General features: G+C 52.6%; 24 protein-coding genes. 17 read left to right on the top strand and 7 right to left on the bottom strand.

The genetic code is table 11. From position 1 onward, the window contains the following. From BN1135_RS21855 to BN1135_RS19515, 3 genes are all read left to right on the top strand, one after another. Positions 1–943, top strand: a 943-nt coding sequence (locus tag BN1135_RS21855; protein ID WP_223290167.1) for an Ig-like domain-containing protein, incomplete at its 5' end; no start/stop codon positions are given. A 290-nt stretch (positions 944–1,233) separates the two neighbouring features. After that, complete coding sequence (locus tag BN1135_RS19520) at positions 1,234–2,226, top strand: helix-turn-helix transcriptional regulator (RefSeq protein WP_042024054.1); 993 nt, start codon at positions 1,234–1,236, stop codon at positions 2,224–2,226. A 52-nt stretch (positions 2,227–2,278) separates the two neighbouring features. Continuing rightward, the gene (locus tag BN1135_RS19515) at positions 2,279–2,638 is read left to right on the top strand and encodes a hypothetical protein (protein ID WP_042024053.1); all 360 of its coding nucleotides are present in this window, start codon (positions 2,279–2,281) and stop codon (positions 2,636–2,638) included. Here the strand turns inward: BN1135_RS19515 and BN1135_RS19510 are convergent. Beyond that, positions 2,625–3,635, bottom strand: coding sequence for an AraC family transcriptional regulator (locus BN1135_RS19510; protein ID WP_042024051.1), 1,011 nt, complete (start codon positions 3,633–3,635; stop codon positions 2,625–2,627). The genes BN1135_RS19515 and BN1135_RS19510 overlap by 14 nt on opposite strands. A gap of 552 nt (positions 3,636–4,187) precedes the next feature. Between BN1135_RS19510 and BN1135_RS19505 the strand changes: the two genes are divergently transcribed. Together BN1135_RS19505 and BN1135_RS21250 are read left to right on the top strand one after the other, a co-directional pair. After that, a complete protein-coding gene (locus BN1135_RS19505; protein WP_042024048.1) occupies positions 4,188–4,658 on the top strand; it encodes a hypothetical protein in 471 nt (156 codons plus the stop codon). Between the two features lie 176 nt (positions 4,659–4,834). Beyond that, a complete protein-coding gene (locus BN1135_RS21250; RefSeq protein WP_139244995.1) occupies positions 4,835–5,362 on the top strand; it encodes a hypothetical protein in 528 nt (175 codons plus the stop codon). Positions 5,363–5,766: 404 nt separating this feature from the next. On the opposite strand, the gene BN1135_RS19495 is transcribed toward BN1135_RS21250, so the two are convergent. After that, positions 5,767–6,039 (bottom strand): hypothetical protein, encoded by a 273-nt coding sequence (locus BN1135_RS19495; RefSeq protein ID WP_139244994.1) that lies wholly within the window; start codon positions 6,037–6,039, stop codon positions 5,767–5,769. 797 nt (positions 6,040–6,836) lie between these two features. Between BN1135_RS19495 and BN1135_RS19490 the strand changes: the two genes are divergently transcribed. Together BN1135_RS19490 and BN1135_RS19485 are read left to right on the top strand one after the other, a co-directional pair. After that, positions 6,837–8,957 (top strand): phosphocholine-specific phospholipase C, encoded by a 2,121-nt coding sequence (locus tag BN1135_RS19490; protein WP_042024044.1) that lies wholly within the window; start codon positions 6,837–6,839, stop codon positions 8,955–8,957. A gap of 897 nt (positions 8,958–9,854) precedes the next feature. Continuing rightward, entirely contained in the window at positions 9,855–11,912 is a 2,058-nt protein-coding gene (locus BN1135_RS19485; protein WP_213391054.1) for an alkyl/aryl-sulfatase, read from the top strand. Between the two features lie 349 nt (positions 11,913–12,261). Here BN1135_RS19485 and BN1135_RS19480 read toward each other — a convergent pair whose 3' ends face one another. Both BN1135_RS19480 and dusC read right to left on the bottom strand, forming a co-directional pair. Then, on the bottom strand, positions 12,262–12,630 hold the full coding sequence (locus BN1135_RS19480) for a TraR/DksA family transcriptional regulator (protein WP_042024042.1): 369 nt from the start codon (positions 12,628–12,630) through the stop codon (positions 12,262–12,264). 97 nt (positions 12,631–12,727) lie between these two features. After that, positions 12,728–13,672: a tRNA dihydrouridine(16) synthase DusC gene (gene dusC / locus BN1135_RS19475; RefSeq protein WP_042024038.1), complete on the bottom strand. Its 945-nt coding sequence runs from the start codon at positions 13,670–13,672 to the stop codon at positions 12,728–12,730. Positions 13,673–13,791: 119 nt separating this feature from the next. Here dusC and BN1135_RS19470 point away from each other — a divergent pair, with 119 nt between their 5' ends. The 6 genes from BN1135_RS19470 to nfo all read left to right on the top strand — a co-directional run bounded on the left by BN1135_RS19470 (position 13,792) and on the right by nfo (position 19,550). Then, positions 13,792–14,169, top strand: a complete 378-nt coding sequence (locus tag BN1135_RS19470) for a YbaN family protein (RefSeq protein ID WP_042024036.1) — start codon at positions 13,792–13,794, stop codon at positions 14,167–14,169. 133 nt (positions 14,170–14,302) lie between these two features. Continuing rightward, entirely contained in the window at positions 14,303–14,848 is a 546-nt protein-coding gene (apt, locus tag BN1135_RS19465; protein WP_042024033.1) for an adenine phosphoribosyltransferase, read from the top strand. Between the two features lie 172 nt (positions 14,849–15,020). Then, entirely contained in the window at positions 15,021–17,645 is a 2,625-nt protein-coding gene (dnaX, locus tag BN1135_RS19460) for a DNA polymerase III subunit gamma/tau (RefSeq protein ID WP_042024031.1), read from the top strand. 114 nt (positions 17,646–17,759) lie between these two features. Further along, positions 17,760–18,089 carry a YbaB/EbfC family nucleoid-associated protein gene (locus BN1135_RS19455; RefSeq protein WP_033113565.1) on the top strand — a complete coding sequence of 110 codons (330 nt, stop codon included), beginning with the start codon at positions 17,760–17,762 and terminating at the stop codon, positions 18,087–18,089. A gap of 265 nt (positions 18,090–18,354) precedes the next feature. Next, complete coding sequence (locus tag BN1135_RS19450; protein WP_223290166.1) at positions 18,355–18,582, top strand: DUF3955 domain-containing protein; 228 nt, start codon at positions 18,355–18,357, stop codon at positions 18,580–18,582. A 125-nt stretch (positions 18,583–18,707) separates the two neighbouring features. Continuing rightward, positions 18,708–19,550, top strand: coding sequence for a deoxyribonuclease IV (gene nfo / locus BN1135_RS19445; RefSeq protein WP_042024029.1), 843 nt, complete (start codon positions 18,708–18,710; stop codon positions 19,548–19,550). Positions 19,551–19,652: 102 nt separating this feature from the next. Here nfo and BN1135_RS19440 read toward each other — a convergent pair whose 3' ends face one another. After that, positions 19,653–20,558 carry a LysR substrate-binding domain-containing protein gene (locus tag BN1135_RS19440; protein ID WP_042024027.1) on the bottom strand — a complete coding sequence of 302 codons (906 nt, stop codon included), beginning with the start codon at positions 20,556–20,558 and terminating at the stop codon, positions 19,653–19,655. Between the two features lie 102 nt (positions 20,559–20,660). On the opposite strand from BN1135_RS19440, the gene BN1135_RS19435 reads away from it, so the two are divergent. From BN1135_RS19435 to BN1135_RS19420, 4 genes are all read left to right on the top strand, one after another. Next, positions 20,661–21,653: a TDT family transporter gene (locus BN1135_RS19435; protein WP_042024024.1), complete on the top strand. Its 993-nt coding sequence runs from the start codon at positions 20,661–20,663 to the stop codon at positions 21,651–21,653. Positions 21,654–21,907: 254 nt separating this feature from the next. Continuing rightward, positions 21,908–22,897 carry a lauroyl-Kdo(2)-lipid IV(A) myristoyltransferase gene (gene lpxM / locus BN1135_RS19430; RefSeq protein WP_042024020.1) on the top strand — a complete coding sequence of 330 codons (990 nt, stop codon included), beginning with the start codon at positions 21,908–21,910 and terminating at the stop codon, positions 22,895–22,897. A gap of 151 nt (positions 22,898–23,048) precedes the next feature. Then, positions 23,049–24,044 carry an LpxL/LpxP family acyltransferase gene (locus BN1135_RS19425; RefSeq protein ID WP_042024016.1) on the top strand — a complete coding sequence of 332 codons (996 nt, stop codon included), beginning with the start codon at positions 23,049–23,051 and terminating at the stop codon, positions 24,042–24,044. Between the two features lie 204 nt (positions 24,045–24,248). Next, a complete protein-coding gene (locus BN1135_RS19420) occupies positions 24,249–25,109 on the top strand; it encodes a PA4780 family RIO1-like protein kinase (protein WP_042024013.1) in 861 nt (286 codons plus the stop codon). Positions 25,110–25,196: 87 nt separating this feature from the next. Here BN1135_RS19420 and BN1135_RS19415 read toward each other — a convergent pair whose 3' ends face one another. Both BN1135_RS19415 and BN1135_RS19410 read right to left on the bottom strand, forming a co-directional pair. Then, on the bottom strand, positions 25,197–25,793 hold the full coding sequence (locus BN1135_RS19415; protein ID WP_042024010.1) for a GNAT family N-acetyltransferase: 597 nt from the start codon (positions 25,791–25,793) through the stop codon (positions 25,197–25,199). Next, the gene (locus BN1135_RS19410) at positions 25,794–26,288 is read right to left on the bottom strand and encodes a prolyl-tRNA synthetase associated domain-containing protein (protein ID WP_042024007.1); all 495 of its coding nucleotides are present in this window, start codon (positions 26,286–26,288) and stop codon (positions 25,794–25,796) included. Positions 26,289–26,290: the final 2 nt, after the last annotated feature.

Raw genomic sequence — 26,290 nt, 5'->3', positions numbered from 1 at the left:
AACGGTGAGCACCACAGGTCTGGTGACGGCGAAAGCGACGGGGTCCAGCTCGGTGACGGCCACTTACAGTGAAGCGGGGGTGACCAAGTCGGCATCCATGGCGGTGACGGTAAGCAAGTCCCTGACCAGTGTCACAGTGTCACCCACAACTGCCAGCCTGAGTGTCAATGGCACTGAGCAAATGGTGGTGACGGCCCATTACAGTGACAGTTCCAGCCAGATAGTCACTACGACCGGAGCAACCTATGTGAGTGCCAATACGGCGGTGGCAACGGTGAGCACCACAGGTCTGGTGACGGCGAAAGCGACGGGGTCCAGCTCGGTGACGGCCACTTACAGTGAGGCGGGGGTGACCAAGTCGGCATCCATGTCGGTGACGGTGAGTAAAGCATTGACATCAATCACAGTTTCACCGGGTTCTGACTCGGTGTTCAAAGGTTCGTCATACAACCTGGCTGTCACGGCAAATTACTCTGATTCATCAAAATCAACAGTGACATCAAGTGCTGTGTATACCAGTCAAAATAGTAATATTGCGACAGTCGATGCGACGGGTAAGGTGACGGGTATAAACACAGGTTCAACCAAAATAGATGTCACATATACAGAAGGTGGAGTTACAAAAAGTGCGGTAGCAAATGTGTCTGTACTCAGTGGTGCTATTCATCATTGTACGCTTTCACCTCCGTCTACGACTCAATCGTTAAGTGCTGGGTATTATTTTGGTTTTAACTTTATTTGCACATACGATGGGGGGTCGTTGACTACCAATAGGACTGATTACAGTACCTGGTCGTCATCAGACACATCTGTTGCAACGGTGGATACCACTGGTGATGTTCATATGTTGAAAACAGGTGCGACGACAATTTCAGCGAGTTATCATGACCCTGTGTCTGGGAAAACATTCTCTGATACAAGTGCTTTTAATGTGATTAACTAATAACATCGTTGGGTAATAAAATAAGAGAACCCTCAAAGCAGCAAGTTGCTTTGGGGGTTTTTATTTATTTCTAAGATAGGGTGTTGATGCGTTTGGAGTGTCTTGGCTTCTAACAATTTACATTGTTAATGTTCGTGAATGATTGGTTTTTATTCGTGACCAAACAGGCTACTGGTTAAATTAACTTGTATGATTAAAAATGAGCTATCCGATTAAACTTTCAGAATGGGTCGGTTTTTTGCACAAAGAGAGTGCGATATTTAATATTTGGTTAGTGAGTGAACTTGACTATGTACTTAGTAAGCAATGTGGCTTTGACAGGATATGAGCAACTTGTCCATGAACTTGGCGGACATTCTGAAAAAATATTTGTCCAGGTTGGACTACAACCAATCAATATTTCCGATCCCGCAGGATTTATTTCATATCCCCGCTATGGAGATTTGCTGGAGGCAACTGCAAAGACCTTGAACAAGGCGCTATTTGGCCTGAAGTTGGCCGGTCGTCATGGCCCGGAATTGCTGGGGCCGCTGTCGCTGGGGTTTCGTTTGCAAGAAAACGTCAAGCAGGCGCTCGATTATCTGCTGTCCCATGTCTATCTGTTTGCCTATGGTCAGGTCCTGACCGTGACACAGGTTAACGACTGGATTCAGGTGGGGATTGAATATGAATTTGGTGGTGAAAATCCATTGACTCAATTGCGACAATCATCCTGCCAGCATCTCTATAACTATCTGACCTCGGTTCAGGTAGATAATATTGGCGCAATGAAGATCCATCTGCGCCAACCCAGACCGCCAGTTCATGAACGGCATTACAACCATGTCTGTTTTTCAGCGGATTTTGACGGGGTCAGTTTTCCTGCCGCGTGGCTAACAGCCTCTTTATCGGCAGGGCGGGAGCAGATGCTGCAATTTGTCGATAAATACATGGATGAGTTGACCAGCAATTTTCCGCACTCTTATTCCGAACAGGTTTCATCTGTGGTTCACCGCCTGTTGCGAGAAGGGCAATGTACCATGACCAGAGTCGCGAGTGTGTTGGGCTGCGGGGTACGTTCACTGCAACTGAAATTGCAGGAGGAGGGGCGATCGTACAGCCTGATCTTGCAGGAGTGTCGGGTCGCGCTGGCCTATCAATTGTTGCGAAGAAAGCATATGCGAGTAACCGATGTGGCCTTTGAGCTGGGGTTCTCGGATGTGTCGACCTTTAGTCGAAAATTCAAAAGCTGGACTGGTGTTTCCCCCTTGCAGTGGCAAAAAGAGCAACAGGAGTCATGGTAAACAGCGCCGCGAATATTCGACAAATATGCAGTGTGAGATGAGTGTGTAAGTCATGCCAAGATACCTCAGGGTTGCTCAATGGTTATATGAACAACAGGCATTTATGAGTGCCCGGGAGCTGGCTCCGTTGTTCAATGTAGAGGCCAAACGGATCACTGATGACTTCGCGCGTATCCGCAAGCATCACCATATTTTCAAGACAGAAGAGCAGAAGATCCCGATCCAGGGGGGGTACAAGTATCGGGTACGAGTCTTGTATATTGCCCCCTACCGTATGGATGGCCGTAATTTCCCGATATTGCTTAAAAATTATACAGAACAGGGGGCGATTCGGCCCAGCCAGATGATCACCTGGGCCGATCTGCTCTCATCCCGTTGGCGGGATCTTGGGTGTCGGATTAATAGCTACTGATATTGCCATCCTGACTGTTTTCAGATTTCTTCCATTGGGTAGGGGAGAATCCGGTCCACTCTTTGAAATTACGACTAAAGGTCGATACATCAGAATAGCCAAGGCGCAAGGCCATATCCGTCATGCTGGTGTTTTGTTCCTTGAGATAGTTCAAGGCCAGTTGCAGACGGCTCTCTTTCAGAATGGCGTTATAGCTGGTGTTCAGCTCTTTAAGCTTGAGCTGCAATACCCGTGGGTGCATATCGAGGATCTTGGCGATGCGTTCGACGCTGCACTCGCCACTGGGTAACAGTTCGCTGATGAGATGGGAGGTAATCGTGATCAGATTATCCGGGTATGCCTGTTTCAAGCCATTTAGCTGTGCGTCGATAAATTTGAGCACATGTTGCCGCTCGAATTTGAACTCGGCATTAAGCCAGGCAAGAGGGAAGGAAACACCATTGAACTCGGCATTGAATTTGATGTGCTTCATGGCCGCATACGCCTCATTGGGCGCTGATTGGGTCAAATGCATGGTCACTTTGTTGGCATCACCAGACAGTTTCGCTGCGATCAGGTCATGGATCCGTTGCGTCGCCAGCTGACATATCTGCTTATATGTCCCCTCTTTATTGAATTGGTGGGTGAGGGAGAGTTGTTGACGGCCATCCTGTTCACTGGCGATAAAAAAGGTGCCATTGGCATGGAGATAAAAATTGGCTTTTATAAATTCGATAGCATCCCTGACCGTGGGTTGTAAAAAGATGGCCAGTTCCAGCGCGCCCAGTTCATTGGGGGATTTTTCTTTTGCCAGTTTAAAGCCAAATGCAGCCTCGTTCGTTACCTCGGCACTGTATTCAAGCAGCTGACATACGCTCTCGTGGGACAAGTAGCCGTTACCATCACGGATCTGTGCGGAGCTCATCCCTTGAGCCTGCAGGGCGTGCTGTGGGTTGCCATTGAGGGATCTCATCAGCGTCTCGTAGCCAAAGAGAATGGTACTGCGAACTATGTACATTGACACGGGATCATCCTTGTTGTTTGAGCAGGCGTTGTGATCTTATGTGAGAAAATTCTCTCACGCCATCCGTCGGCGAGCGTCCTGCATATGAGCAAGTTGACATGGATACAAGGTGAACTCAACACGGAAGAGATTTCTATCAGTTGCCAAGGCGCTCTTGGTGAAAATGACGAAATCTAATCAATGACTGATGATAATGCAATTATTGCAGGGTGAAAATTTTAATTTACTTTAGATTATGTGATAGAAATGCATCTTTGCGCAATTTGTCCATTTGTTTTCGCGTGAGGTCAATTTTACTGGGGCGAAATAAATTACCATGTGTCTGAATCAACAGGTATGTGCAGTATGTTGATTTATTTTTCATTATTGCTTGTAGTAATTTGCTCTTGAATGTAAACGCATGAGTCCTGTGTATCAGTAGATCCCATAGCAGTGGGTGATTGCCGAATGTTACGCTGTAGCATTCGGCTTTTTTAAAATGAAGTGGATCGCTTTCGTTTGACCATTCGGGAGAAGGCTCATTGTAGATGTTTGTCGGGAGGAGTGATGAACGATAAGCCGGCATTAAATTCTGTTGGTGCTGCATTATATCGATATGCCTATTTTATGACTCAGAGCCAAGACTTGTCAGAAAGTATGGTTTTTCTGGTTCAGGATCGAGCCAGAATGATGTTGTCACATACTCGGCATCAGATGCCCCTTGTCTGGTTGGTAAAAATGCTGAGGGAATATTGCCTTCATCTTCAGCTTGATGAGGGGGTTAATGCAGAGAGAAGAGGGGATGGTTATTTCACGGAGAGTGATCTGAATACACCAGTCAATCATCTGATTGAAAAAGTGAGGGATGAGATCATTCAATTACCCCTTTACCTGAGAGAACCGCTGGTATTGCAAATTGTTTTTGGCATGAGTATTCGAGATATCGCATGGTTATTGGGGGTGACGGCCTTGAATATTGAGAAGCGAGTATTTGATGCTAAAAGCATAATTTTCTATAAAAGCGTGGCAACTCATTAATTTAGGCATGTCGTGGGTATAGTGGTGCCTTATTTATTTTTATCGGAAATACCGTGCTATATATGCAGTGGCCGTTACGCGGAATGTCATTAGTTGTGCGTGATTAATCAAGATGTAGACAGGAATATTTGTATCATATGTAGCGTTGCTACATATGAGTAAACAGAGGAAGAGAAATGAAGAAAAGAACAATTGTAATGTCATCTCTGCTGCTGGCTATGTCTGCCGGTGCCCACGCCGCACTGCCTGCGACTCAAGCTGCCGAGACCCTGACCTGGAAAGGGCTGGTTCCTTTTTCCGTAGCCAGCGATGATATCGTTATTACCGGAGATTTGGGTGGCCCCATCCGTGCCGGTTTTTTGAACGTTAAAACCGATGGTACTTTTACTTCAACAGCGATCAATGTTGAAGCCCATGACAATACTGGTGTTGCTGCGGCTCCTGTCATTGGTGATCCTATTTCCGGCAACGTGAAGTGGGGGCTGGCTTCCTACGCGGTTGATGCTTCTACTACCGATATGAGCGGTGCCAATATGAAGTTTGTTGCTGATGGTCAGCCATTGGAAATTGGCTCCACGCTGAAGGAAGACTATGCACTGGCTGTCAATGTCTCCAATGATCAAGTCATTACCGATATTGCCCCAGGTGAGCGTATTCAGGTCAGTGCGGTGATTACTGCTGAGTTGGGTGGCGTTTTTCCTTAAATCTCTATCAAGATATTGTTAATAAAAAGCCGGACAAGGTTTCATCCTGTCCGGCTTCTTTTTATCAGTCGCTGATTTTTTGTATTCACAACAAGATCTGTGATGGCCAGTGTTAGATGTTTTCCGATAGGGAAGTGTTGGTTTTTTTCTTGTTAAAAACTTTCTAAAAGGCAATTTTATATACCAGGAGAGTATTATTGAGATATATTTGCCGTCATTGGTGCTATAAATTGCCATTCTGTTTATGGCATGACGTTGGTTCACTACGAGGTTCATCTAATATCATTATTCGGGGGCAACATGTCCGACAGTACCTTTGGGGACGGGCTATATTTCAACGTAATGAATTTATTGTAAAACATGATGTGGCTGTCGAACTTATCGATAGCCACATCAAGTCCTCGTTACTTATCTTCTTTTTTCAGCATATCTTTTTTGTCTTTTGACAAAACATCCTCTTTTTTATCATTAACATTTTTTACCTTCTCATCTATTTTAGTACCGTCAGTGACGGTATCCTTGATAGCTTCAGATGTGGAGCATCGACCATTCACACCGATAGTCGCATTCATCGCAGCCCCTTTGACTACCTTTTCTGCGTTACAATCAGGGTTAATAACACCAGCATGGGCTGTCATTGCGAAAAAAATGGATGCAATCGTGATAGCTTTCATCATATACCTCATAAAGTTGATTTGTTTTAAATAGTTATAAAATGATTATAGTCATGTTTGTAGTGTAAGGGCAAGCAGGTGAAAGTATAAAGCTTATCGCTAAGTTAGTAGTGTGTTTTTTTAAAGTCATGATGATGCATTTTGAAAAATGCATGAACACGATTCTGATGGTGTCTGCTGGATTTACTCTCTAAATAAATTCATCATCTGGATAGTAAAAGAAGATAAATCTCTTGCTATTGGTCATATCATGACGAGTGAGTCACTTATGTATAGAGTGCCGATTTGCTATCCCATTGAAGCCTAAATAACAGCCACCTTTATGGTGATGGTCAAAATGGAAATAATTTTCATATAAAATAAAGTGCATTCATACAGCTTACATTCAGCTTGTCACATGTTTTTTAAAATAAAAAATCATGCTCAGTGTATAACCATTTGAAATAATTAGTAAATTAACTATTAAATCTAATTTATGCGGTTTTGTTATGGGGATCTCATTTATACGCGCGTAATACATCTGTCATCTTATATTCATAAATTGACGCTAGTGTTTGTTATTGCCATTAGGCTACATATTTTAATCGGGTTGTATGACATGAAATATATGACAAGAAAACCGTTAATTCCCCTGCGATCATTAGTGATTATAGCTTCGGTTATATTTTTTGGCGGATGCAATGAGAATGGCAGCACACAGCCAGAAACCATTGAACCACCAATTATTATTGAGCCAAATGAGATACATTGTCCACCACAATAATAATGCTCGTTAAATATTTGTAAGGGGAGGTAATTAAATGAAAGATGATACAAATAATGGGCGCCGTGCGTTTCTGAAGTTGTCCGGTGTTAGCGCTGCATTGGCGGCTACTGCTAGTTTTATTCATCCATCAATAGCCAAAGCATTGAGTATTTCAGCTAATAATGCAAGCGGGACTATTATGGATGTAGAGCATATTATTGTCCTGACGCAGGAAAATAGAAGCTTTGATCATTATTTTGGTACCATGGCTGGTGTTCGTGGGTTTGGCGATCGCCACCCGATACCTACCGTGAATGGTAATGTCTGGTGGCAACGCTTTGAGCATGAAGGAGAAACACGCCTGCTCGTGCCTTATCATCTGGACAGTCGTATTGGCAATGCTCAGCGTGTAGATGGCACACCTCACTTATTTAATGATGCTCAGCAAGCATGGCATGAGGGGAGAATAGATGCATGGCCAACATATAAAAAGCAACAATCTATGGGCTATTATAATGAGGCAGAGGTCCAGTTTCAGTTTGCATTGGCAAATGCATTTACAATATGTGATGCATATCATTGCTCTTTCCATGGTGGAACCAATCCTAATCGCCTTTTTTTATGGACAGGAATAAATCATCATGCTGATGATTCAAATCCACCGGCCATCGACAACAGCTTTGATTCTCTTGGAAGTCCGAATGAAGGGTATCAGTGGGATACTTATCCAGAGCGGCTTGAAGAGGCGGGAATTAGGTGGAAGGTGTATCAAAATTTACCTGATAACTTCACAGATAATTCTCTTGCTGGATTTGTTAATTATCGTCAGGCAAACAAGCAGAGAGGAAATTTGGCAAATGGCGCCCCTTATCCTCGCTGGACTTTGGATGATGAGGGGATAAACCCATTATTGAAAGGAGTCAGCAACACTATGCCTGATTTAGGTTTTCTGGCATCTCTGCGTGAAGATATTGCAGCAGGAACCTTGCCGCAAGTATCCTGGATTGTCGCTCCGGCAAAATATTCTGAACATCCAGGACCGTCGAGTCCGGTGCAAGGTGGTTGGTATATGCAAGAAGTGCTTGATGCACTGACCGAACGGCCCGACGTGTGGAGCAAGACAGTATTGATCATTAATTTTGATGAAAATGATGGATTTTTCGACCACCTGCCGCCGCCGTCACCACCAACCATCCTTGATGGCAATATACAGGGTATCTGCAATCTGGACGCAAAAGATGAATATCATGATGATGGCCGTCCTTATGGTCCGGGTCCTAGGGTGCCGGCACTCGTTGTGTCACCGTGGAGTCGTGGCGGATGGGTCAACTCTCAAGTATTTGATCATACCTCAGTGTTGCGTTTCATTGAGGCTCGTTTTGGTGTGGTAGAAAAGAATATAAGTCCATATCGTCGAGCTATTTGTGGTGATATGCAGTCGACGCTCAATTTCAATAATCCCAATGATGAAACCATTCCCACTCTACCAATGATTGAAAAATCACAAGCCATTGCGTTGGTAAAACAGCAAGAAGCGATGGATCAGGTTTTACCACCAGCGGTAGAAGATCAGCGGCTCCCTATACAGACCATTGGTGTTCGACCTTCCAGAGCATTGCCCTACGAGTTGCATGTCAATGCCGAGCAGTTGACGGTTGACAGAATGATGCTGAAGATGAGTAACACTGGGTCACAAGGGATGATTATTCATGTTTATAACAAGCTTGAGCTGGATGCAGTACCTCGGCGCTATGTCATCAATAGCCAGGAAACACTCGAGGATGAGTGGCTGATCGATCCGGACAAGGGTTATGATCTTTGGTTGTTAGGTCCCAATGGTTACCATCGTGCGTTTGCGGGAACCGCCAGCCTTGATCATTATATGGAAGTCAGTGTTTGTTACGATCTGACTGAGCCCGCATTGCTACTGACACTCACCAATCATTCAGATAATTCGCTTACATTGATGCTGGATAATCGCGTATATCTTGGTAATCAATCCGAATTGACATTGACGCCACGGCAGGAACGAAAAGAGCGAATTGCTTGTACCAAACAGGCGGGATGGTATGACTTTACCATTCATTCTGATGCAGGCCTTATGCGTCGTTATGCCGGGCGTATCGAGACAGGTAAGCATAGTGTGTCTGATCCCATGATGGGGAATGTAAAATGATCTGTGTAGGTGTCATCATCACCAATCTGTTGAAAGGAACAGCATGATGCCCATATTAAACAATCTCATAAACCCGTTGCTCGAGGACTATTCCCACCCTGAATTAATACTCGGCGAAAGTAATTTGCTCAAGTTGTTGACCAAGCGTATTGTCGAACGTGTTTTTTGCTCAAGACATGCCAGCAGATATAGCCCCTGGCTGAGTTGAATCTACCGTTAAACATGCAATTAATTACTCGCTTCTAATTACCTGTTTCGTTCTCTGCTCGCAATAACGCAACCCCAAGTTTCGTGAGACTTGGGGTTGCGTTATTGCATACTGTAACCAGTACGTCGTGGCAGCCTAATCAGTTACTGCGGGTGGACAGGTCTACTCTGGCTCGGTCTGGCCTTTTTGGCGATAGCAATGTCCATGCATAGGCAATGGCCACAGCCTGTGTTAGGGGGGGGCCGCGCTTTTTTGCTAAAGCAGCAGGTTAGGTGAAGGCTGGCAGCAGCGCATGGCGCTCTTTAGCGTTCGTGGGCGTGGAATCCCTTGCGATAACGCTTGATGATACATGAGTGAAAAATAATTCTACTCACGTAGAGAGCGTTTATTGTTTTTACAATTATCAGATCAACCTTGCGTTGCTTTATTGCACTAAATTATATCTCCAACTTAATGTTGACTAATCTCGATGTGGCGAAAAAAAGTTAAGTTTTTAAATTAAAGTTTAAATAAAACTGAGTAAATTTATATTTTGTGCGCTAGGTCACGTTCAGTGGTCATCATTTTGGCAACCATGTCATGAGCATACTATGGTTATGAATTGATAGGGCAAAGTTTTAGTTGGTTTTATCTCCTAGGCCAGAAATGGCTTGGTTTTATCGGTTGATGGTATTTAAGGGAGTAGTGTTATGAAAGGGATGAATTTACTGGCCATTTCTATTATGTTTGCCTTGGCTGCAGGTGGCAGCCACACTGCTTTTGCTTCAGGTGGTGGCGTTGTGTTGGCGGACCCTGGTGCGATGGAAGGAAAACATTTTGACCCGAAGGGAAAGATGCCCTCTACATTCACCATTGAATTGCAGAAAGGATTGAGAAATAGCTTGCCCTTTGATGATAAACGTGATTTTGACGAGGCAAAAAAAGGCTTTGTAGCCGCACCACCTTATAAAAGCATAATGGCAGAAGCAGGGAATGTCGCGTGGGATATGGGTAGCTATGACTATCTATTACAAGGAAATAATTTTGACAGCATTAATCCTTCGCTACAGCGTCAAGCAATATTGAATATGGCCTATGGTCTGTATGAAGTATTACCAGGAAAAATATATCAAGTCCGTGGGTTCGATTTGGCAAATATTAGCTTTATTAAAAGTGACACTGGCTGGATTATATTTGACCCATTGACGGCTAAAGAGACTGCCAAGGCTGCACTGGATTTTATCAATGAGAAGTTGGGTAAGCGCCCGGTGGTTGCGGTAGTGTATTCCCACTCTCATGCAGATCACTACGGTGGGGTCCGCGGTGTTGTTGATGAAGCTGATGTAAAAAGCGGTAAAATTCCGGTGATTGCACCAGTTGGTTTCATGGAGCATGCCGTATCAGAAAACGTTTATGCTGGTAATGCAATGAACCGCCGTATGTTTTTTGCTTACGGTGTGTTGCTACCACGGAGCCCATTCGGTCATGTTGATCAAGCCATTGGCAAGAATACTGCTGCGGGTAATTTGGGATTGATCCAACCAACTCGTTATATTGAAAAGCCGTTTGAGGACCTCACCATTGATGGCGTTAAAATGGTGTTCCAAAATACACCAGGCACTGAAGCTCCATCGGAAATGAATACCTATTTCCCGCAGATGAAGGCATTTTGGGCCGCAGAGAATATCACAGGAACTGTGCATAACATCTACACTCTGCGCGGCGCGTTGATCCGCGATCCACTGGCTTGGTCAGAAGGTGTCAACACGGCTCTTTATCGCTTCGGGCAAGAAGCAGAGGTCATGTTTGCGGCCCATACATGGCCACGTTGGGGAAATGAGCGTATACAGGAGGTGATGCGTACCCAGCGTGATATTTATGCAAACCTCAACAACGAGGTGCTGTTTTACGCCAATAAAGGTGTCACCATCAATGAAATTCAGAATGTCTACAAGCCTCCCAAGAGTCTCCAGAATCAATGGGCTGCACACAGCTATCATGGTTCTGAAGAACACAATAGTCGTGCTGTGATTAACCGCTATATCGGTTATTGGGATGGTAATCCTGCAACCTTGATGCCTTTGTCTCCCAAAGATTCAGCTCCTTTGTATGTGGAAATGATGGGGGGCGCGGATAAGATCATTGCCAAGGGAAAACAACTCTATGACGAGGGTAAATATCTGCTTGCAACAGAAATCTTGAATAAATTGGTGTATGCAGAACCAGCGAATCGTGCAGGCAAGGATCTATTGGCTGATGTTTATGAGCAAATCGGTTATCAGAAAGAGAGTGTCGCGCTTCGTAACAGTTTCTTGGCGGCAGCTTATGAGTTGCGTAATGGCATGCCGACCGGAGCATCACCAAAAAGCAGTGGCCCAGATACTATTCGGGCCATGTCGACAGATCTATGGCTAAATTTCCTCGGCATTCGCCTGGATAGTAAAAAAGCGGATGGCATGAAGTTTACTATCAACTTATTGACCCCAGATAATGGTGAAAAATATGTGGTGGAGATGAGTAACTCAACACTGACCAATATCAAGGGTGAACAGGCTAAACATCCAGACCTGACCATCACCATTAACCGAGCCGATCTGGAAGTGATTATGATGGGCAAAGCCACATTCGATGACATGCTTGCCAATGGAAAGGCAAAGTTTGATGGAAGCCGCAAGCCTTATGATCAACTCAAAGATATTTTGGTACAATTTTCCCCTGATTTTGAATTGATACCTGGTACCAAAATCGATACGTCAGCACCCCGGTGACAAAAGAACCCTTTGCCCAAGACATGCCAGCAGATACATCCGGTGGCTAAGTCGGGCATACAATTAATTACTCGCTTCGTTTTTTGATAGCAGAACACACAGCCCCAAGTTTCGTGAGACTTGGGGCTGTGTTATTGCATCATGTAACCAGTATGTCGTGGCAGCCTAATCAGTCACTGCGGGTGGACAGGTCTACTCTGGCTCGGTCTGACCTTTTTGACGATAGCAATGTCCATGCATAGGCAATGACCACAGCCTTGGCAAGGACTGTGCTAGGGGGAAGGCGCACTTCTGCACTTCTGCTAGAACCGCAGATTAGAGGAAGGCTGACAATAGAGCATGGCGCTCGTTAGAGTTCATGCCCATGGTAGCCTTTGCGATAGCGGGTTTCGCAGCGTGGGCAGCGTTGCAGGGTCGGGTCTTGCTCCAGCTGTTCGATGGCCAGTTGCTCTTCACAATCGGAGCAGAGGCCATAGAGGCCGAGATCCATCTGGCAGAGTGCCGCGTCGATCCGCTTGAGGCGGGCCACGCTCTGCTCCAACTTCGGCAGATCCAGCCGGCTGGTCAGTTCCACCAGTTGATCCTGCTCGCAGTGACCGACCTGCTCGGCCCACTCGTCACGGCGGCAGGCTTTGAGCTGACCGATCAGCGTTTCTCGTACTTGGGCCCAGTCTGACAGCAGGCGATTACGCCAGACAGCCAACTGTGCTTGCGTCATTTCACACACATTATCCCCCACAGGACAGACGACAGATTCGGGGCAGTATAGGGATCCGATAACTCTATCAAGATGATATGCGTCAAGTTAAACGTGGTTAGCCGTGGCTTTTGGCTGCTTGCAGCAGGGCATCACGGATGGGAGCCGTCTCTTTGAGTACCCGCAGATCCTGAAATAACAGATCCGCTTCGGGATATTCCCGTTTGAGATAGCTAAACCACTGCTTGATGCGGCTGGGGTAGTAGTCAGCCTTCTCACTGGCCAGATCCTGCTCGGTGTAGCTCACCATCAGCTGCAGCACTTCGGCCCAGCTCATGTGCGCGCAGCCGGTTTTCATCACGTTGGCCAAATTGGGCAGGGAGATAGCGCCACGCCCGACCATCAGGGCATCGCAACCCGAGACCCTGGCACAGGCGAGGGCATCTTTATGATCCCAAATCTCGCCGTTGGCGGTGACGGGAATGGGCAGGGCGCGGCGGATGGCGTCTACATACTCCCAGTGAGCAGGAGCCTTGTACCCTTCACGCTTGGTGCGGGCATGGACGGCCAGCTCGTTGGCGCCCCCCTGAAAGACCGCCTGGGCGTTCTCCAGATAGAGTTCCTTGTCATCGTAACCGAGGCGGATCTTGGCGCTCACCGGCAGGTGGGCGGGCACCGCCTCGCGCACCGCCTTGACGATGCGATAGATGGTCTCGGGCTCTTTGAGCAGCACGGCGCCGCCCTTGCTTTTATTGACCGTGGGGGCGGGGCAGCCGAAGTTGAGATCAACGCCGGGGGAGCCGAGCTCGATGGCGCGCACGGCGTTTTCGGCCAGCCACTCGGGGTGCTGACCCAGCAGTTGAACCCGTACCGGGGTGCCTGCACGGGTCTTGCCATCCTGCTTGAGCTCGGGGCAGAGGCGGTAGAACACCTTGGCAGGCAGCAGCTGATCGACCACCCGAATAAACTCGCTCACGCAGAGATCGTACTCATTGACGGAGGTGAGTACCTCCCGCATCAGGTGATCCAGCACCCCCTGCATAGGGGCCAAAATTACGCGCATAACTGCTTCCGAAGACAAGGGTAAAAAAGAGCGCAGATTGTAGTGGGATTGATGCCCGCTGTCAGCTATCACCCAAATGCTGTTACGCTATGTGAAGACCCATAAAGCGAGGTTCGGCAGTGAAGCGTTGGTTTTTGATGGCTCTCGGGTGGTTGGCATTTGCCACCGGTATCGTTGGTATTGTGTTGCCGCTACTGCCGACCACCCCCTTTATGTTGCTGGCTGCCGCCCTGTTTGCCCGCTCATCCCCGCGTTTTCATCGCTGGTTGCTGACCCACCGCTGGTTCGGCCCGCCCATTGTCGATTGGCAGCAATATCGCGGCATTCGTCGCCATGCCAGACGGCGCGCCATTATCTTCATTTTGCTCACATTTTCGGTATCGCTGGCGGTGGTGCCGCTGCTGTGGGTCAAGGGACTGCTGGTGGTCATAATGGTGATCCTGCTCACCTGGTTAATGCGTCTGCCGGTGCTGGAGCCGGTTGCAATGGAGAAGTGAAGTCCCTAAGCTATTGCAGCAATAATGCTATGGAGTCGGCCTGTCATTTTTGCGTGACAGGCTTTTTTATTTCCCGCAGAAGGGAATTGAGAAAAATGGCCACCCCTGGGTCAAAAAAATAAGCGGTCAACACATGAATCCGGAAACCCTGAAGTTTATTGAAGCGAGCATCAAGACCATTCCCGACTATCCGAAGCCGGGCATTTTGTTTCGCGACATCACCAGCCTGATCGAGAATGCAGAGGCCTTCAAAGCCACCATCGATCTGCTGGCAGAGCATTACCGTGGTCAAGGGATCACCAAAATTGTCGGCACCGAGGCCCGTGGCTTCATTTTCGGTGCACCCGTCGCCTTCGCCATGGGACTGGGCTTCGTGCCGGTACGCAAACCGGGCAAGCTGCCGCGCGCAGTGATCGAGGAGTCCTATGCCCTCGAGTACGGTACCGACACCCTGCAACTGCACACCGATGCCATCGTGCCCGGTGACAAGGTGCTGGTGGTTGACGATCTGCTGGCGACCGGCGGTACCGTCGATGCGACCGTCAAGCTGATCCGCCGTGCCGGTGGTGACGTGGCTGACGCTGCGTTCATTATCTCCCTGCCGTCTCTGGGTGGTGATGCTCGTTTGACCGCTGCAGGCATCAAGGTGCTCTCACTGGTCGAATTGGCTGGCGAGTAATGCCTCTTCGGCCCGATCCTCTGCATCGGGCCTGCGTTGAACCGGTGCCCTTGCGGGCATCGGTTTGAAAATCAAGCGATCCCTCCGACCCTGACCGATAGCCGATACAGCCCGCTCGCCATTTGTGTTAGCATCCGGCCTCAATGCCCTGTCTTCCCTGCATGATGGATTTATGAGCTATCAGGTTCTGGCGCGTAAATGGCGCCCCCATACGTTTGAACAAGTGGTAGGCCAGCACCATGTGCTGACCGCCTTGACCAACGCCCTGGATCAGGGACGGCTGCATCACGCCTATCTGCTGAGCGGTACCCGCGGGGTCGGCAAAACCACCATCGCCCGCATTCTGGCCAAGAGCCTCAACTGCGAGCAGGGGATCAGCAGCCACCCGTGCGGCGTCTGCGATACCTGCCGCGAGATCGATCAGGGCAACTTTGTCGACCTGCTGGAGATTGACGCGGCGTCCCGCACCAAGGTGGAAGATACCCGCGAGCTGCTCGACAACGTGCAGTATCGCCCGGCCCGTGGCCGCTTCAAGGTTTACCTCATCGATGAAGTGCACATGTTGTCGCGCCACAGCTTCAACGCACTGCTGAAAACCCTGGAAGAGCCGCCCCCCTATGTGAAGTTTCTGCTGGCCACCACGGATCCGCAGAAGCTGCCGATCACCATCCTCTCGCGCTGCCTGCAGTTTCATCTGAAGAGTCTGGATCAGACCCAGATCGCCAAGCAGCTCGAATGGGTGCTGGATCAGGAGGGTCAGCCCTTCGAGCCACGCGCTCTGCTGGCACTGGCCAAGGCCGCCGACGGCAGTATGCGCGATGCCCTGAGCCTGACCGATCAGGCGCTGGCCCACGGCAATGGCAGCGTGCGCCTCGAGAGCGTGCTGGCGATGCTGGGGACGCTCGATCACCGCCACCTGCACCAGCTGCTGGAAGCTATTTTGCGGCAAGATGCCCCCGCGACCATGGCCAAGATCACCGAGATTGCCACCCTGGGCCCCGATTTTGATCAGCTTCATGCCGAGCTGGAAGGCTTGCTCCATCGCATCGCCATGGCCCAGCTGCTGCCTGCCAGCGTGCAAGAGCAGGGGGCGGATGCCGATTCCCTGCTGCAACTGGCCAAGGCGATGAGCCCGGAAGAGGTGCAGCTCTGCTACCAGATTGTGCTGGGGGGTCGTAAAGATCTGCCCTGGGCCCCCGATGGCCGTACCGCGCTGGAGATGACCTGCCTGCGGATGCTTGCCTTCTCGCCAAGGCGTGATGCCCTGCATCCGGCCAGCCTCACCGCACTGCCCCCGTCCATGACGAGCAGTGCGGCGAGCAGCGCAGCTCCGGTAGCCTCTTTGCCGGGAAAGCGCCCGGCCGCTGAATCGGCCGCACTGGCACCGATCAGCGGCGCCGTGCCCGCACCGCTAGCCAGTCCTCCCGTTGCCAACAGTGCTGCGCCAGCGGCTGATGCCGCCCTGCCTGCGATGGCGTCCGCGATGATGGATGAGATCGGCAACACCGCCGACAGCGAGGAGGCGGTACAAGCCGCCGAGCTGTTCAGCCAGCAGGATGAGCTGTTGCGCGAAGCCGCAGGCATGGGTTATCAACCAGAGCCCGCTCTGCCAAATGCGCTGCCCGATGTGCCTGCGCACTCTGCCGCACAAGCCGCAGATGATGGCGCGCCTGCTGCAGCCGATACGGACTATTCCCGTGGCGAGCCGCTGACCGCCTCCTTCGAGCCAGCGCTCGAACCGATAGCCGAACCGACAGTTGAGCCGACAGTCGAGCCGGTTGCCGCTACTGAAGCCGTTTCTGCGGTATCGAGCATGCAGAGTCTGCTTGGCAAGCGAAACATGCTGCGTAGCCGTCAGCGTGGTCAGGATGCCCCGGTGGCTCCCGCGCCGCGCGCGGTGCCGGTTGCGCCAGCGCGCCCTGTAGCGCCCGCCGCCGCACCGGTCGTCGCTCCACAACCTGCGCCGTTCAGCCAACCGGTCGGGCAGGGGATGGCGGCGATGGGTCACTATGATGATCTGCCGCCGCTGGATCTCTATGGCGACGGTGATGAGCCGCAGGGTGACAACGGGGAATACGAAGAGTACCTCAATCAGGGCTTTACGGAGCAGGCTCTGGCGATGAGCCATGTCCCCGTCAAGGCACCGGCCCAGCCAACCGATCTGCCTCCCTGGGATCTGGAGGGGCAGCCGAGCTATCGGCCCGGTGAGCGCGCCGCCGTGGCTCCTGTTGTTGCGTCAGCGCCGCAGTCTGTTGCTGCTGTGCCGGTAGCCGCTATGGTGAGCGCCCCGGTGGTGGAGAGCCTCCCTTCTCAACCGGTGCTGGAGACCATCGACTGGGATGAGATTGAGAGCGACGAGGAACCGCAAGAGGGTGAAGTGAGCCGTCTGATGCCCTCATCCCTGCTCAACAACTGTGGTGATGCCTGGTCCGAACTGATTGCTCATACCCAGGTGGGGGGGCGACTGCGCCAGCTTGCCATCAATTCGGTGATGAAACAGCAAGGGGATAAGGTGCTGCTGACCCTCAAGCCGGAGCAACGCCATCTGGTGAGCGACAAGGCGCGCGCTGATCTGGCCGAGATCATCGGCCCGGCACTGGGGCAACCGGTGCAGGTGGAGGTGACCCTCGGTGTGGTGCCAGATCAGGAGACCCCCCTTGAGATCGAACACCGCCTCTATATTGGGGTGCGTGAACAGGTAGCGCGGGATCTGGATCAGGATCCTAACGTACAGTTTTTAGTTCAGCGGTTTGGTGCCGTGCTCCACCACGAGAGCATCGAGCCCCTCAACCGCTAAATTCCGTGGCCGGGAGTTCGCTCCCGGTTGAAAAGCAGTTTGGCTGTCCCCATCTAGGACAGACAAGCCCACAGCCCGGCGCTGGATGCCGGATTTCAAGACGAGAGACGACATATGTTTGGTAAAGGTGGAATGGGGAACCTGATGAAACAGGCCCAACAGATGCAAGAGCGCATGCAGAAGGCGCAAGAGCAACTGGCTCAGATGGAAGTGACCGGTGAAGCTGGCGCAGGTATGGTCAAGGTCACCATGACCGGTAGCCACAGCGTCCGTCGTATCGAGATCGATCCTTCGCTGATGGAAGATGACAAGGAGCTGCTGGAAGATCTGGTTGCCGCCGCTTGCAACGATGCCGTGCGTCGTGTGGAAGAGCAGAACAAGACCAAGATGGGTGAATTGACCGGCGGCATGCAGTTGCCACCTGGCTTCAAGATGCCGTTCTAAGGCGCCTCTCTTCGCGCATTCTTGATCCCTTTGTGCAGGCCGTTCGGGCCAACTTGAGAGGGATGGCAGAGAGACAAAAAACGCAGTTGCTATCGCCCAGGCGATGCAGCTGCGTTTTTATTTGTGCCCCGTTATCTGTCTGACTGGCCTGTTTTTCCTCACATACCAGCGACCTTGCCGGAAAAACCTGTCCACTTCATGTTCTCTTCACATCGGGGTGGAGAATGGGTGACTCGTTCAAGGTGAAACAAAGGTGTGCTCGATAATGATGACCATGATGATGCGTATCGGGGCCGTGCTGGCCGCCATGGGCTTGGCCTGTTTTGTGGCTTTTGAGCTGATTGGCTCGACGGTGGATGAGAACGGCCTGCTGCATGAACCCTTCGCCCTGATCCCCATTGGTTTTCTGTTTGTGGCCGTGGGGGGCTTGCTGACGTTGCCGGGATTGATCCGCACTCTTGTGGGTCGCTGTCGCCACCGGGCGAGCAAATAGCGCCATGGCCCGCTGCACCTTGGGGAAGGCCGCCGCTATTTGTCGATACCCGCTATCGGATATCCCGGTTTGGCGTGGAGGGGCGGGATCGGCATAATGGCGGCTTGCCGTATTGAGGAGATTGTATGAAATATATCGGAGCCCACGTCAGTGCGGCCGGCGGGGTGGAGAATACCATCGCCCGCGCCCAGGCCATCGGGGCCAACGCGTTTGCCCTCTTTACCAAGAATCAGCGTCAGTGGCAGGCAGCCCCTTTGTCGGATGCCACCATCCGCGCCTTCAAGGCGGCCTGTGACAAGGCCGGTTTTCTGCCAGAGCAGATCCTGCCCCACGACAGCTATCTCATCAATCTGGGCCACCCGGATCCCGATGCTCTTGCCAAATCCCGTGACGCGTTTCTAGATGAGATGAAACGCTGCGAGCAGTTGGGGCTTTGCTATCTGAACTTCCACCCCGGTAGCCATCTCAAGCAAATTCCCGAAGCGGCCAGCCTCAAGCTGGTGAGCGAGTCGATCAACTGGGCGCTGGAGCGCAGTGCAGGGGTGACGGCGGTGATTGAGAACACCGCCGGGCAGGGGACCAACCTCGGCTGGTCGTTCGAGCACCTCGCCACCATCATCGAGGGGGTGGAGGACAAGAGCCGGGTCGGGATCTGTTTCGATACCTGCCACGCCTTTGCCGCTGGCTACGATCTGCGCACCGCCGAGAGCTGCGCCGCCGTGTTTGCCGAGTTCGACCGCACGGTGGGTTTCCAGTATCTCAAGGGGATGCATATCAACGGCGCCAAGTGCACCTTCGGCAGCCGGGTCGATCGCCACCACAGCCTGCGGGAGGGGAATCTGGGGGAGGCGGTATTCCACCACATCATGAATGATGATCGCTTCGATCGCATTCCGCTGATCCTCGAGACCATCGACGAGGCAATCTGGGGCGAGGAGATCAACTGGTTGCGCAGTCTGGCGAAGTGATAGTCAGCGAGCGAACCAAAGAGAGGGAGCCGTGGCTCCCTCTTTGATTTTTGCTGTTCAGCCGTTGGCGTGCGGCTCTGCCATCGACGAGTTGGCTGGGCGTTACTCCGCGCTGATCACCTCGGCATCGTTCACCTGAGCCCGGCAGAAGTTAATAAAGTGGCGCAGGGAGGCGGAGTGATACTTCTGCTTGTGCCAGATGAGGGAGAGCTGGCGCGGGAAGCGGCGCGTGAGGGGCAGGGCGACCAGCCGGCCATCTGCCAGGCGATCCGAGGCTGCAAGGCGGGAGATAAAGGAGATCCCCAGCCCCTTTTCCACTGCCAGCATCACCGCCTCCAGGGTATTGAGCTCCAGCCCCGCCTGCCAGTTGGGCAGCTCGGGCTGCACCTGCTGGATAAACTGCTCACGGCTACCCGATTGTGGTTCACGCAGTACCCAGGTTTCGCCCCCCAGTCGGGAGAGAGGGATCGCCACCTGATTGGCGAGGGGATGGCCGGGCTGGGCCACCACCAGCATCTCGTCTTGCAGCCAGTTCTCGCTGATGAGGTCGGGGTGGTGGTTTTCCCCTTCGATCAGTGCCAAATCCAGTTCGAAGTTGGCCAACGCATGGCAAAGCAGGTGGGTGTTGGTAATGGTCACCTTGGGGGGCAGCCCCAGCTCCTGCTTGCTGCTGGCGAGCAGAGTCGGCAGCAGATAGTTGCCAATGGTCTGACTGGCTCCCAGGCGCAGTTGACCACTTGGCTCGGCATCGGGGCTAAACAGGTTCTCGATATCCTGGATCCGGGTCAGCAGCTCTTCGGCTGCAGGCTGTAGCAGCCGCCCTTCGTTGTTGAGCTGCAATCTGGGGTGAATGCGGTCAAACAGCGGGGTGGCGAGCTGGCGCTCCAGCTCCTGCAACGACTGGGAGACGGCCCCTTTGCTCAGGAATAGCTCGTTGGCAGCAAGGCCGAGGTTGCCGTAGCGGGCAATGGTGGCGAACACTTTTAACTGCTGCAGGGTCAGTTTCATGGTGTTTGGTATTCCTGAATGATTGATTTAATTCATTTAGATATCGTAAACGATAAGGGGCCATTATCCTATCGCCATAGTCATCAATAGAAAGGTGTCATCATGATCGCAAGAACCCGTAAATCACTGGCTGCCGCCCCGACTCCCATGGCGGGTCTGGCCCTTGGCATCGCCAGTCTCGGTTGGTGTTGGGAGAATGCCGGTCACTTCGATGGCCGCATGCAACTGCTGGGCGCCGCTGTTGCGGCCGTGCTGCTGGTGATCCTGACCTTCAAGTTTTTGCTGCACCCCCGCCTGCTGTTGCAGGATCTTGCTCACCCTGTGGTGGGCAGTGTAGTGCCGACCTATGCCATGGGCACCATGGTGGTCTCAAAAGCGCTGGGGATGATTGCACCGCAAGCGGGCGAGGCCCTCTGGCTGTTTGCCGTGGCGGTTCACCTGCTGTTTCTGGCCACCTTTATCTGGCATCGCGCCAAAGAGTTTGAAATCCACCACATGGTGCCGAGCTGGTTCGTACCGCCGGTGGGGATCATAGTGGCTGATGTTGCCTTCCCGGGCGGTCAGTTTGCCGCGCTGGCCAACGGTCTGCTCTGGTTCGGGATCATCTGCTACGGCCTGATGTTGCCGCTGATGCTCTATCGCCTGATCTTCAGCCATGAAGTGCCGGATGCCGCCAAACCGACCATCGCCATTCTGGCGGCCCCTGCCAGCCTCTCTCTGGCCGGTTACCTGACCGTCAGTCTGGACCCCTCCTTGCTGCTGGTGGCTGTGCTGCTGGGGATCGCTCTGCTGATGACCGGTATTATCTATCTGGCCTTCATCAAACTGCTGCGTCTGCCCTTTTCACCGGGTTATGCCGCCTTTACCTTCCCGCTGGTGATTGGTGCCACCGCCCTGTTCAAAGTGGCCCATCTGGTTGAAGGCTTCGAGCAAGCTGCCCACTATGTGGAGCAGATCAGACTGTTGGCCCACTTCGAGCTGGGGGTCGCTACCGTCATCGTCGGTTATGTGGCACTGCGTTACCTGATGTTTTTTCTGCCGCAGCGAGACAGCGCAATGAACAACGGCATGGCAGGCCAGGGTGCTCACCGGTAAATCTGAAATGGTGAAACCGGGAAATGGTTAAGCAGTGCGCTCAGAGAGCGACGGGATAAGCGACCAGTCATATGATGGATGGACAAAGAGCCACCACCCTGGTTGTGTAACGAGCAAAATGCCCCACAGTGTGGGGCATTTTTTATGGTTTCTTGATGTGGCGCCGGTGTTGGGTCGCTTGCCATGGAATTAACTGGTATTACCTGTCAGGACGACTACAATACAGCACCACTTTTTTCGCTCGATCCTGAATCATGTCTGCCCAAGACCCCGTATTTGACTCCTCCTTTGAAGCCCGCTTTTTACATCCCCGTTACTGGTTTAGCTGGCTGGCCCTCGGCGTGCTGATGTTGCTGGCGTTTGTGCCGGTCCGGTTGCGTGACCGTCTGGCAGATATGCTGGCACCGCTGGTGTTTCGCCTTTCGAAAAAGCAGGTCTACATCGCCAGAACCAATCTGGAGATCTGCTTCCCACAGAAGAGTCCGGAGGAGCGGGATGCCATTGCGTTGACCTCGATCCGCGTTGGCCTCAAGAGTCTGCTGGGGTTTGGCGAGTTCACCATGCGTAGCCAGCGTTATCTGATGAGCCGGATGCAGGTGAGCGGTTGGGAACACATCGAGGTGGAGCGGGCAGCTGGTCGTCCGGTGATCCTGGTGGTGCCCCACACCTGGCCGGTGGATGCCGCCGGTTACTGCTTCACCCAGCGCGGGGTACCCATGTGCACCATGATGAAGCGGGCACGCAATCCGGTATTTGACTGGCACCTCAACCGGGCTCGGGCCAAGAACGGCTGCCGCGTTTATGAGCGCAGCGCCGGGATCAAAGCGGTGATCAAGACCATCCGTCGAGGCCGTAGTTTCTTCTACTTGCCGGATCAGGACCATGGCCGCGAGAAGAGCATCTTTGCTCCCTTCTTTGATTGCCAAAAAGCAACTTTGCCCGCCTTGCCCCGTCTGGTGCAGGTCAGCGGTGTCAAGGCGGTGCCATTGCTCGCTTGCTACGATGAAGAGCATCACTGCTACCGACTGGAGATTGATCCCCCGTTTGACAACTATCCCACCGATGATGTGATGGCAGATACTTGCCGGATGAATGACATGGTGCAGCAACAGCTGACTCGCCATCCGGGTCAGTACATGTGGTTCCTCAAGATCTTTGATACCCGTGAAGATCAAGAGGGGTCGGATGGCCGTTACGAAGAGGGTATCCGGCGGATCCGCCAGGGGTTGCCACCACAGGGCTAATCCGTGCACTCTGCTATCTGACATGGCCCCCAGCGGGCCATTTCTTATGATAACTAGTCTGATCAGTGCCTTGCAGCTCGGCGGCCAGCCTCCTCAGGGTAGAAAAAAATGTCAGAATAATTACAATATCCGTTTGTTTTTTGATGACGTGATGGCCGTTATGTCTGCATTCGATCCGCTATTTGATACCTCATTTCATATCCGCCTGCTGCATCCCAAATGGTGGGGCAGCTGGTGTGCCTTGGGCCTCTTGTCCCTGTTAGCGTTCACTCCAGCCCGCTTAAGGGATCGCTTTGCTGATCTGGTCTCACCGACTGTGCTGCGATTTTCGAAAAAGCAGGCCTATATCATCGATACCAATCTCAAGATCTGTTTTCCCGAGCTGGATGCGGCTGATCGGCAGGTATTGCTGCTCAAATCGATCCGGGTCGGTCTCAAGACCTTTATGGGCTTTGGCGAGCTGAGTTGGCGCAGCAAGGCGCGCCTGATCCGCCGCATCAAGGTGAGCGGTTGGGAGCATATACAAGCAGAGCAGGAGGCGGGTCGTCCCCTGATTCTGGTGGTACCTCACACCTGGGCGGTTGATATGATAGGCCGCTATTTTTCCATGATGGGCATAGAGATGTGCACCATGATGAAGAGCCCCAAGGATCAGGTGTTTGACTGGTACATCAACCGCGAACGGGCCAAGGGCGGCAAGGTGTACGAGCGCAGTGTCGGCATCAAGCCGGCGATCAAGGCGATCCGCCGTGGCGCCAGTTTTTTCTACCTGCCGGATCAGGATCATGGTCGCGAGGCGAGCGTCTTTGTGCCATTTTTTACGCGTCCGAAAGCGACCCTGCCTGCTTTGCCCAAACTGGTGAAGCTGACCGGTGCCAAAGCCGTACCTATTTTTGCCAGTTATGACGAGGATAAGGGGTGCTACCTGCTGGAGATAGAGCCGCCGTTTGACCCGTATCCCACCACGGATCTGCTGGCTGATATCAATGAAATGAATCGCATGGTGGAGCGACAGGTTACTCGCCATCCAGAGCAGTACATGTGGTTTTTGAAAATTTTCGAAACGCTGGAGCATCCGCACGGGGATAACGGTCTCTATGAAGAGGGGATCCAGCGGATCCGCCAGGGGCTTCCCCCTGAGCCGTGAGCCAGTGGCTGCAAGCTGATCGTGACGTGATCGATCGCGGGATGATGGCGGGTTGCACAGGTAGCTCGATGTGATGTTTTTTTAGGCGTGCGGGTGGACAAAAATAGGGCAAACAGGGGATAAAAGGGTGTCATATGAAAGGGATAGGCAGGTGAGCGTGCGCGGAGCTATCTTCCGGAGCGGAAATAGGGTAAAAGGGCGGCCATGAAAATTCCAAATCGAATCCAACCTCTGGTTGATGACGGCCTGGTCGATGAGGTCGTCAGCCGGTTGATGAGCGGCAAAGAAGCCGACGTCTATGTGGTGCGCTGCGGCGATGCGATCCGCTGCGCCAAAGTTTATAAAGAGGCCTCCAAGCGCAGCTTCAAGCAGGCAGTGGTCTATCAGGAGGGGCGCAAGGTACGCAACAGCCGCAGCGCCCGAGCCATGGAGAAGGGCTCCAAGTACGGTCGCAAGCAGCATGAAGAGGTGTGGCAGAACACCGAGGTCGATGCCCTGTTCAAGCTGGCCGCGGCCGGTGTACGGGTGCCACAGCCTTATGTCTGCCTCGACGGCGTTCTGCTGATGGAGCTCATCACCGATGAGGATGGCAATGTTGCGCCGCGCCTCAACGATGTGGCGCTCTCCCCCGAGCAGGCGGTTATCGATCACCACAAGGTGATCCGCTACGTGGTACGGATGCTCTGCGCCGGTCTTATCCATGGGGACCTCTCGGAGTTTAACGTGCTGGTGGACGAGCATGGCCCCGTCATCATCGACCTGCCTCAGGTGGTGGATGCTGCCGCCAACAACCAGGCCAAGGCGATGCTGGAGCGGGATGTCAACAACATGCGCAACTACTACGGCATGTATGCCCCCGAGCTGCTGAAAACCCGTTACGCCAAGGAGATGTGGGCGCTGTTTGAAGATGGCAATCTCACCCCTGAAACCGAGTTGACCGGCCTGTTTGAAGAGAGCACCGAAGCGGTCGATATCGATGCCGTGCTGCACGAAATCGAGAGCGCCGAAGAAGAGGCCTATGCCCGTCAGGCCCGGATGAACGCCGAACAGGAAGACAGCTACTAACAGCTTCTCTTCCCCATAAAAAGAGCGCCTTCGAGGCGCTTTTTTTATTGCTATATCGGCTGTGGTGGCAGCGGTCGGGTGATAGCGTTATTCCTGCAGCTGATCGCTTGTTGCTGTTGCCAATAGATCTGCGGCTGTCGGGCGGGGCAGGGGATCTATCCGGTACATTTCCAGCCAGCGGCGATCCCCCGGATGGTAGCGCCGCCCCAGCCATTCCCCGCCGGCTGCTGCAATCACCTTGCGGGAGGCCAGATTCTCTTCGCCACAGCTGATCAGCACCGGCGCGCTCAGCGCTTGTTGTATCCAGCACAGCAAGGCGGAGGCGGCCCCTTCGCCACGGCGTGAGGGGCGGGTCTCGTAACCGATATGGCCCAACCATTGCCGGGTTGCCTCATTGTCACCGTGACGCAGGCGCAAGGTGGCGAGGATCTCCTCTCCATCAAGGGCAAAATAAGTGGTGGTAGGCAGGTATCCGCTGGGCAGGTTGTGGCCTTCGGCGTGATCCAGCAGGCTCTGTAACCAGCCGTCCGGGTCAAATTGCGCCACCTGATAGAGCGGCATCCCCGCCTCGGCACACTCGACCACATATCGGTGATAGGCCGGGGCATCCGCCAGTCTGGCCGGGCGGCATTCGAAACGGGTCGGCTCTGGCTGGTCTGGCGCCTTGATGGGTGAGTCGGTCATTTAATTTGCTGCTACGACCGGTAGTGCCATCACAGTGGCCTGCCGCCCGAGATGGGCTAATAGACGGCGCACGTCGTCGAGGTGGATGATCAGGGTAGCGGTGTTGACCAGCGGGTGGCACTGTACCTGCTCGGCCTGCCAGATAGTTTCATCAACCACCAGCTCCACCGCCTTCTCTGTATCGCGCACCATGGCGAGCAGGGTCACCGAGCCTGGGGTGAGACCGAGCACCGCATCGAGCCGTTCCGGGGAGCCAAAGCTCAGCCGCTTCACTCCGAGCCGTGCCGCCAGCGCCTTGAGATCGACCCTGCTCTCCTCCGGACTCACCACCAGAAACAGCCGTTCACTTTTCGGGTCGCGCAAAAAGAGGTTCTTGGTCTTGGCGGCGGGCAGGTCGGGCAGCAGGCTGCTCGCCTCCTCGCAGGTGAAAACGGGGGCGTGGTCGATCCGCTGGTAGGGGATGGCCAGCTGATCCAGCAGGGAATAGATTGCCACAG

It is taken from the genome of Aeromonas sobria, from assembly GCF_000820145.1.
GTDB lineage: Bacteria > Pseudomonadota > Gammaproteobacteria > Enterobacterales > Aeromonadaceae > Aeromonas > Aeromonas sobria.
Note: the sequence above shows the minus strand (reverse complement) of the source record. Positions and strands in the feature narration are given on the sequence as shown.

What these genes read in the sequence shown, in the direction of transcription:
- BN1135_RS19450 (WP_223290166.1), top strand. Translation starts at nt 18,355, where the DNA reads ATGATGACCATGATGATGCGTATCGGGGCCGTGCTGGCCGCCATGGGC.
- BN1135_RS19485 (WP_213391054.1), top strand. Translation starts at nt 9,855, where the DNA reads ATGAAAGGGATGAATTTACTGGCCATTTCTATTATGTTTGCCTTGGCT.
- dnaX (WP_042024031.1), top strand. Translation starts at nt 15,021, where the DNA reads ATGAGCTATCAGGTTCTGGCGCGTAAATGGCGCCCCCATACGTTTGAA.
- BN1135_RS19425 (WP_042024016.1), top strand. Translation starts at nt 23,049, where the DNA reads ATGGCCGTTATGTCTGCATTCGATCCGCTATTTGATACCTCATTTCAT.
- BN1135_RS19515 (WP_042024053.1), top strand. Translation starts at nt 2,279, where the DNA reads ATGCCAAGATACCTCAGGGTTGCTCAATGGTTATATGAACAACAGGCA.
- BN1135_RS19505 (WP_042024048.1), top strand. Translation starts at nt 4,188, where the DNA reads ATGAACGATAAGCCGGCATTAAATTCTGTTGGTGCTGCATTATATCGA.
- BN1135_RS21250 (WP_139244995.1), top strand. Translation starts at nt 4,835, where the DNA reads ATGAAGAAAAGAACAATTGTAATGTCATCTCTGCTGCTGGCTATGTCT.
- nfo (WP_042024029.1), top strand. Translation starts at nt 18,708, where the DNA reads ATGAAATATATCGGAGCCCACGTCAGTGCGGCCGGCGGGGTGGAGAAT.
- BN1135_RS19435 (WP_042024024.1), top strand. Translation starts at nt 20,661, where the DNA reads ATGATCGCAAGAACCCGTAAATCACTGGCTGCCGCCCCGACTCCCATG.
- BN1135_RS19510 (WP_042024051.1), bottom strand. Translation starts at nt 3,635, where the DNA reads ATGTACATAGTTCGCAGTACCATTCTCTTTGGCTACGAGACGCTGATG.
- BN1135_RS19415 (WP_042024010.1), bottom strand. Translation starts at nt 25,793, where the DNA reads ATGACCGACTCACCCATCAAGGCGCCAGACCAGCCAGAGCCGACCCGT.
- apt (WP_042024033.1), top strand. Translation starts at nt 14,303, where the DNA reads ATGAATCCGGAAACCCTGAAGTTTATTGAAGCGAGCATCAAGACCATT.
- BN1135_RS19455 (WP_033113565.1), top strand. Translation starts at nt 17,760, where the DNA reads ATGTTTGGTAAAGGTGGAATGGGGAACCTGATGAAACAGGCCCAACAG.
- BN1135_RS19520 (WP_042024054.1), top strand. Translation starts at nt 1,234, where the DNA reads ATGTACTTAGTAAGCAATGTGGCTTTGACAGGATATGAGCAACTTGTC.
- dusC (WP_042024038.1), bottom strand. Translation starts at nt 13,672, where the DNA reads ATGCGCGTAATTTTGGCCCCTATGCAGGGGGTGCTGGATCACCTGATG.
- BN1135_RS19490 (WP_042024044.1), top strand. Translation starts at nt 6,837, where the DNA reads ATGAAAGATGATACAAATAATGGGCGCCGTGCGTTTCTGAAGTTGTCC.
- BN1135_RS19420 (WP_042024013.1), top strand. Translation starts at nt 24,249, where the DNA reads ATGAAAATTCCAAATCGAATCCAACCTCTGGTTGATGACGGCCTGGTC.
- lpxM (WP_042024020.1), top strand. Translation starts at nt 21,908, where the DNA reads ATGTCTGCCCAAGACCCCGTATTTGACTCCTCCTTTGAAGCCCGCTTT.
- BN1135_RS19480 (WP_042024042.1), bottom strand. Translation starts at nt 12,630, where the DNA reads ATGACGCAAGCACAGTTGGCTGTCTGGCGTAATCGCCTGCTGTCAGAC.
- BN1135_RS19495 (WP_139244994.1), bottom strand. Translation starts at nt 6,039, where the DNA reads ATGATGAAAGCTATCACGATTGCATCCATTTTTTTCGCAATGACAGCC.
- BN1135_RS19440 (WP_042024027.1), bottom strand. Translation starts at nt 20,558, where the DNA reads ATGAAACTGACCCTGCAGCAGTTAAAAGTGTTCGCCACCATTGCCCGC.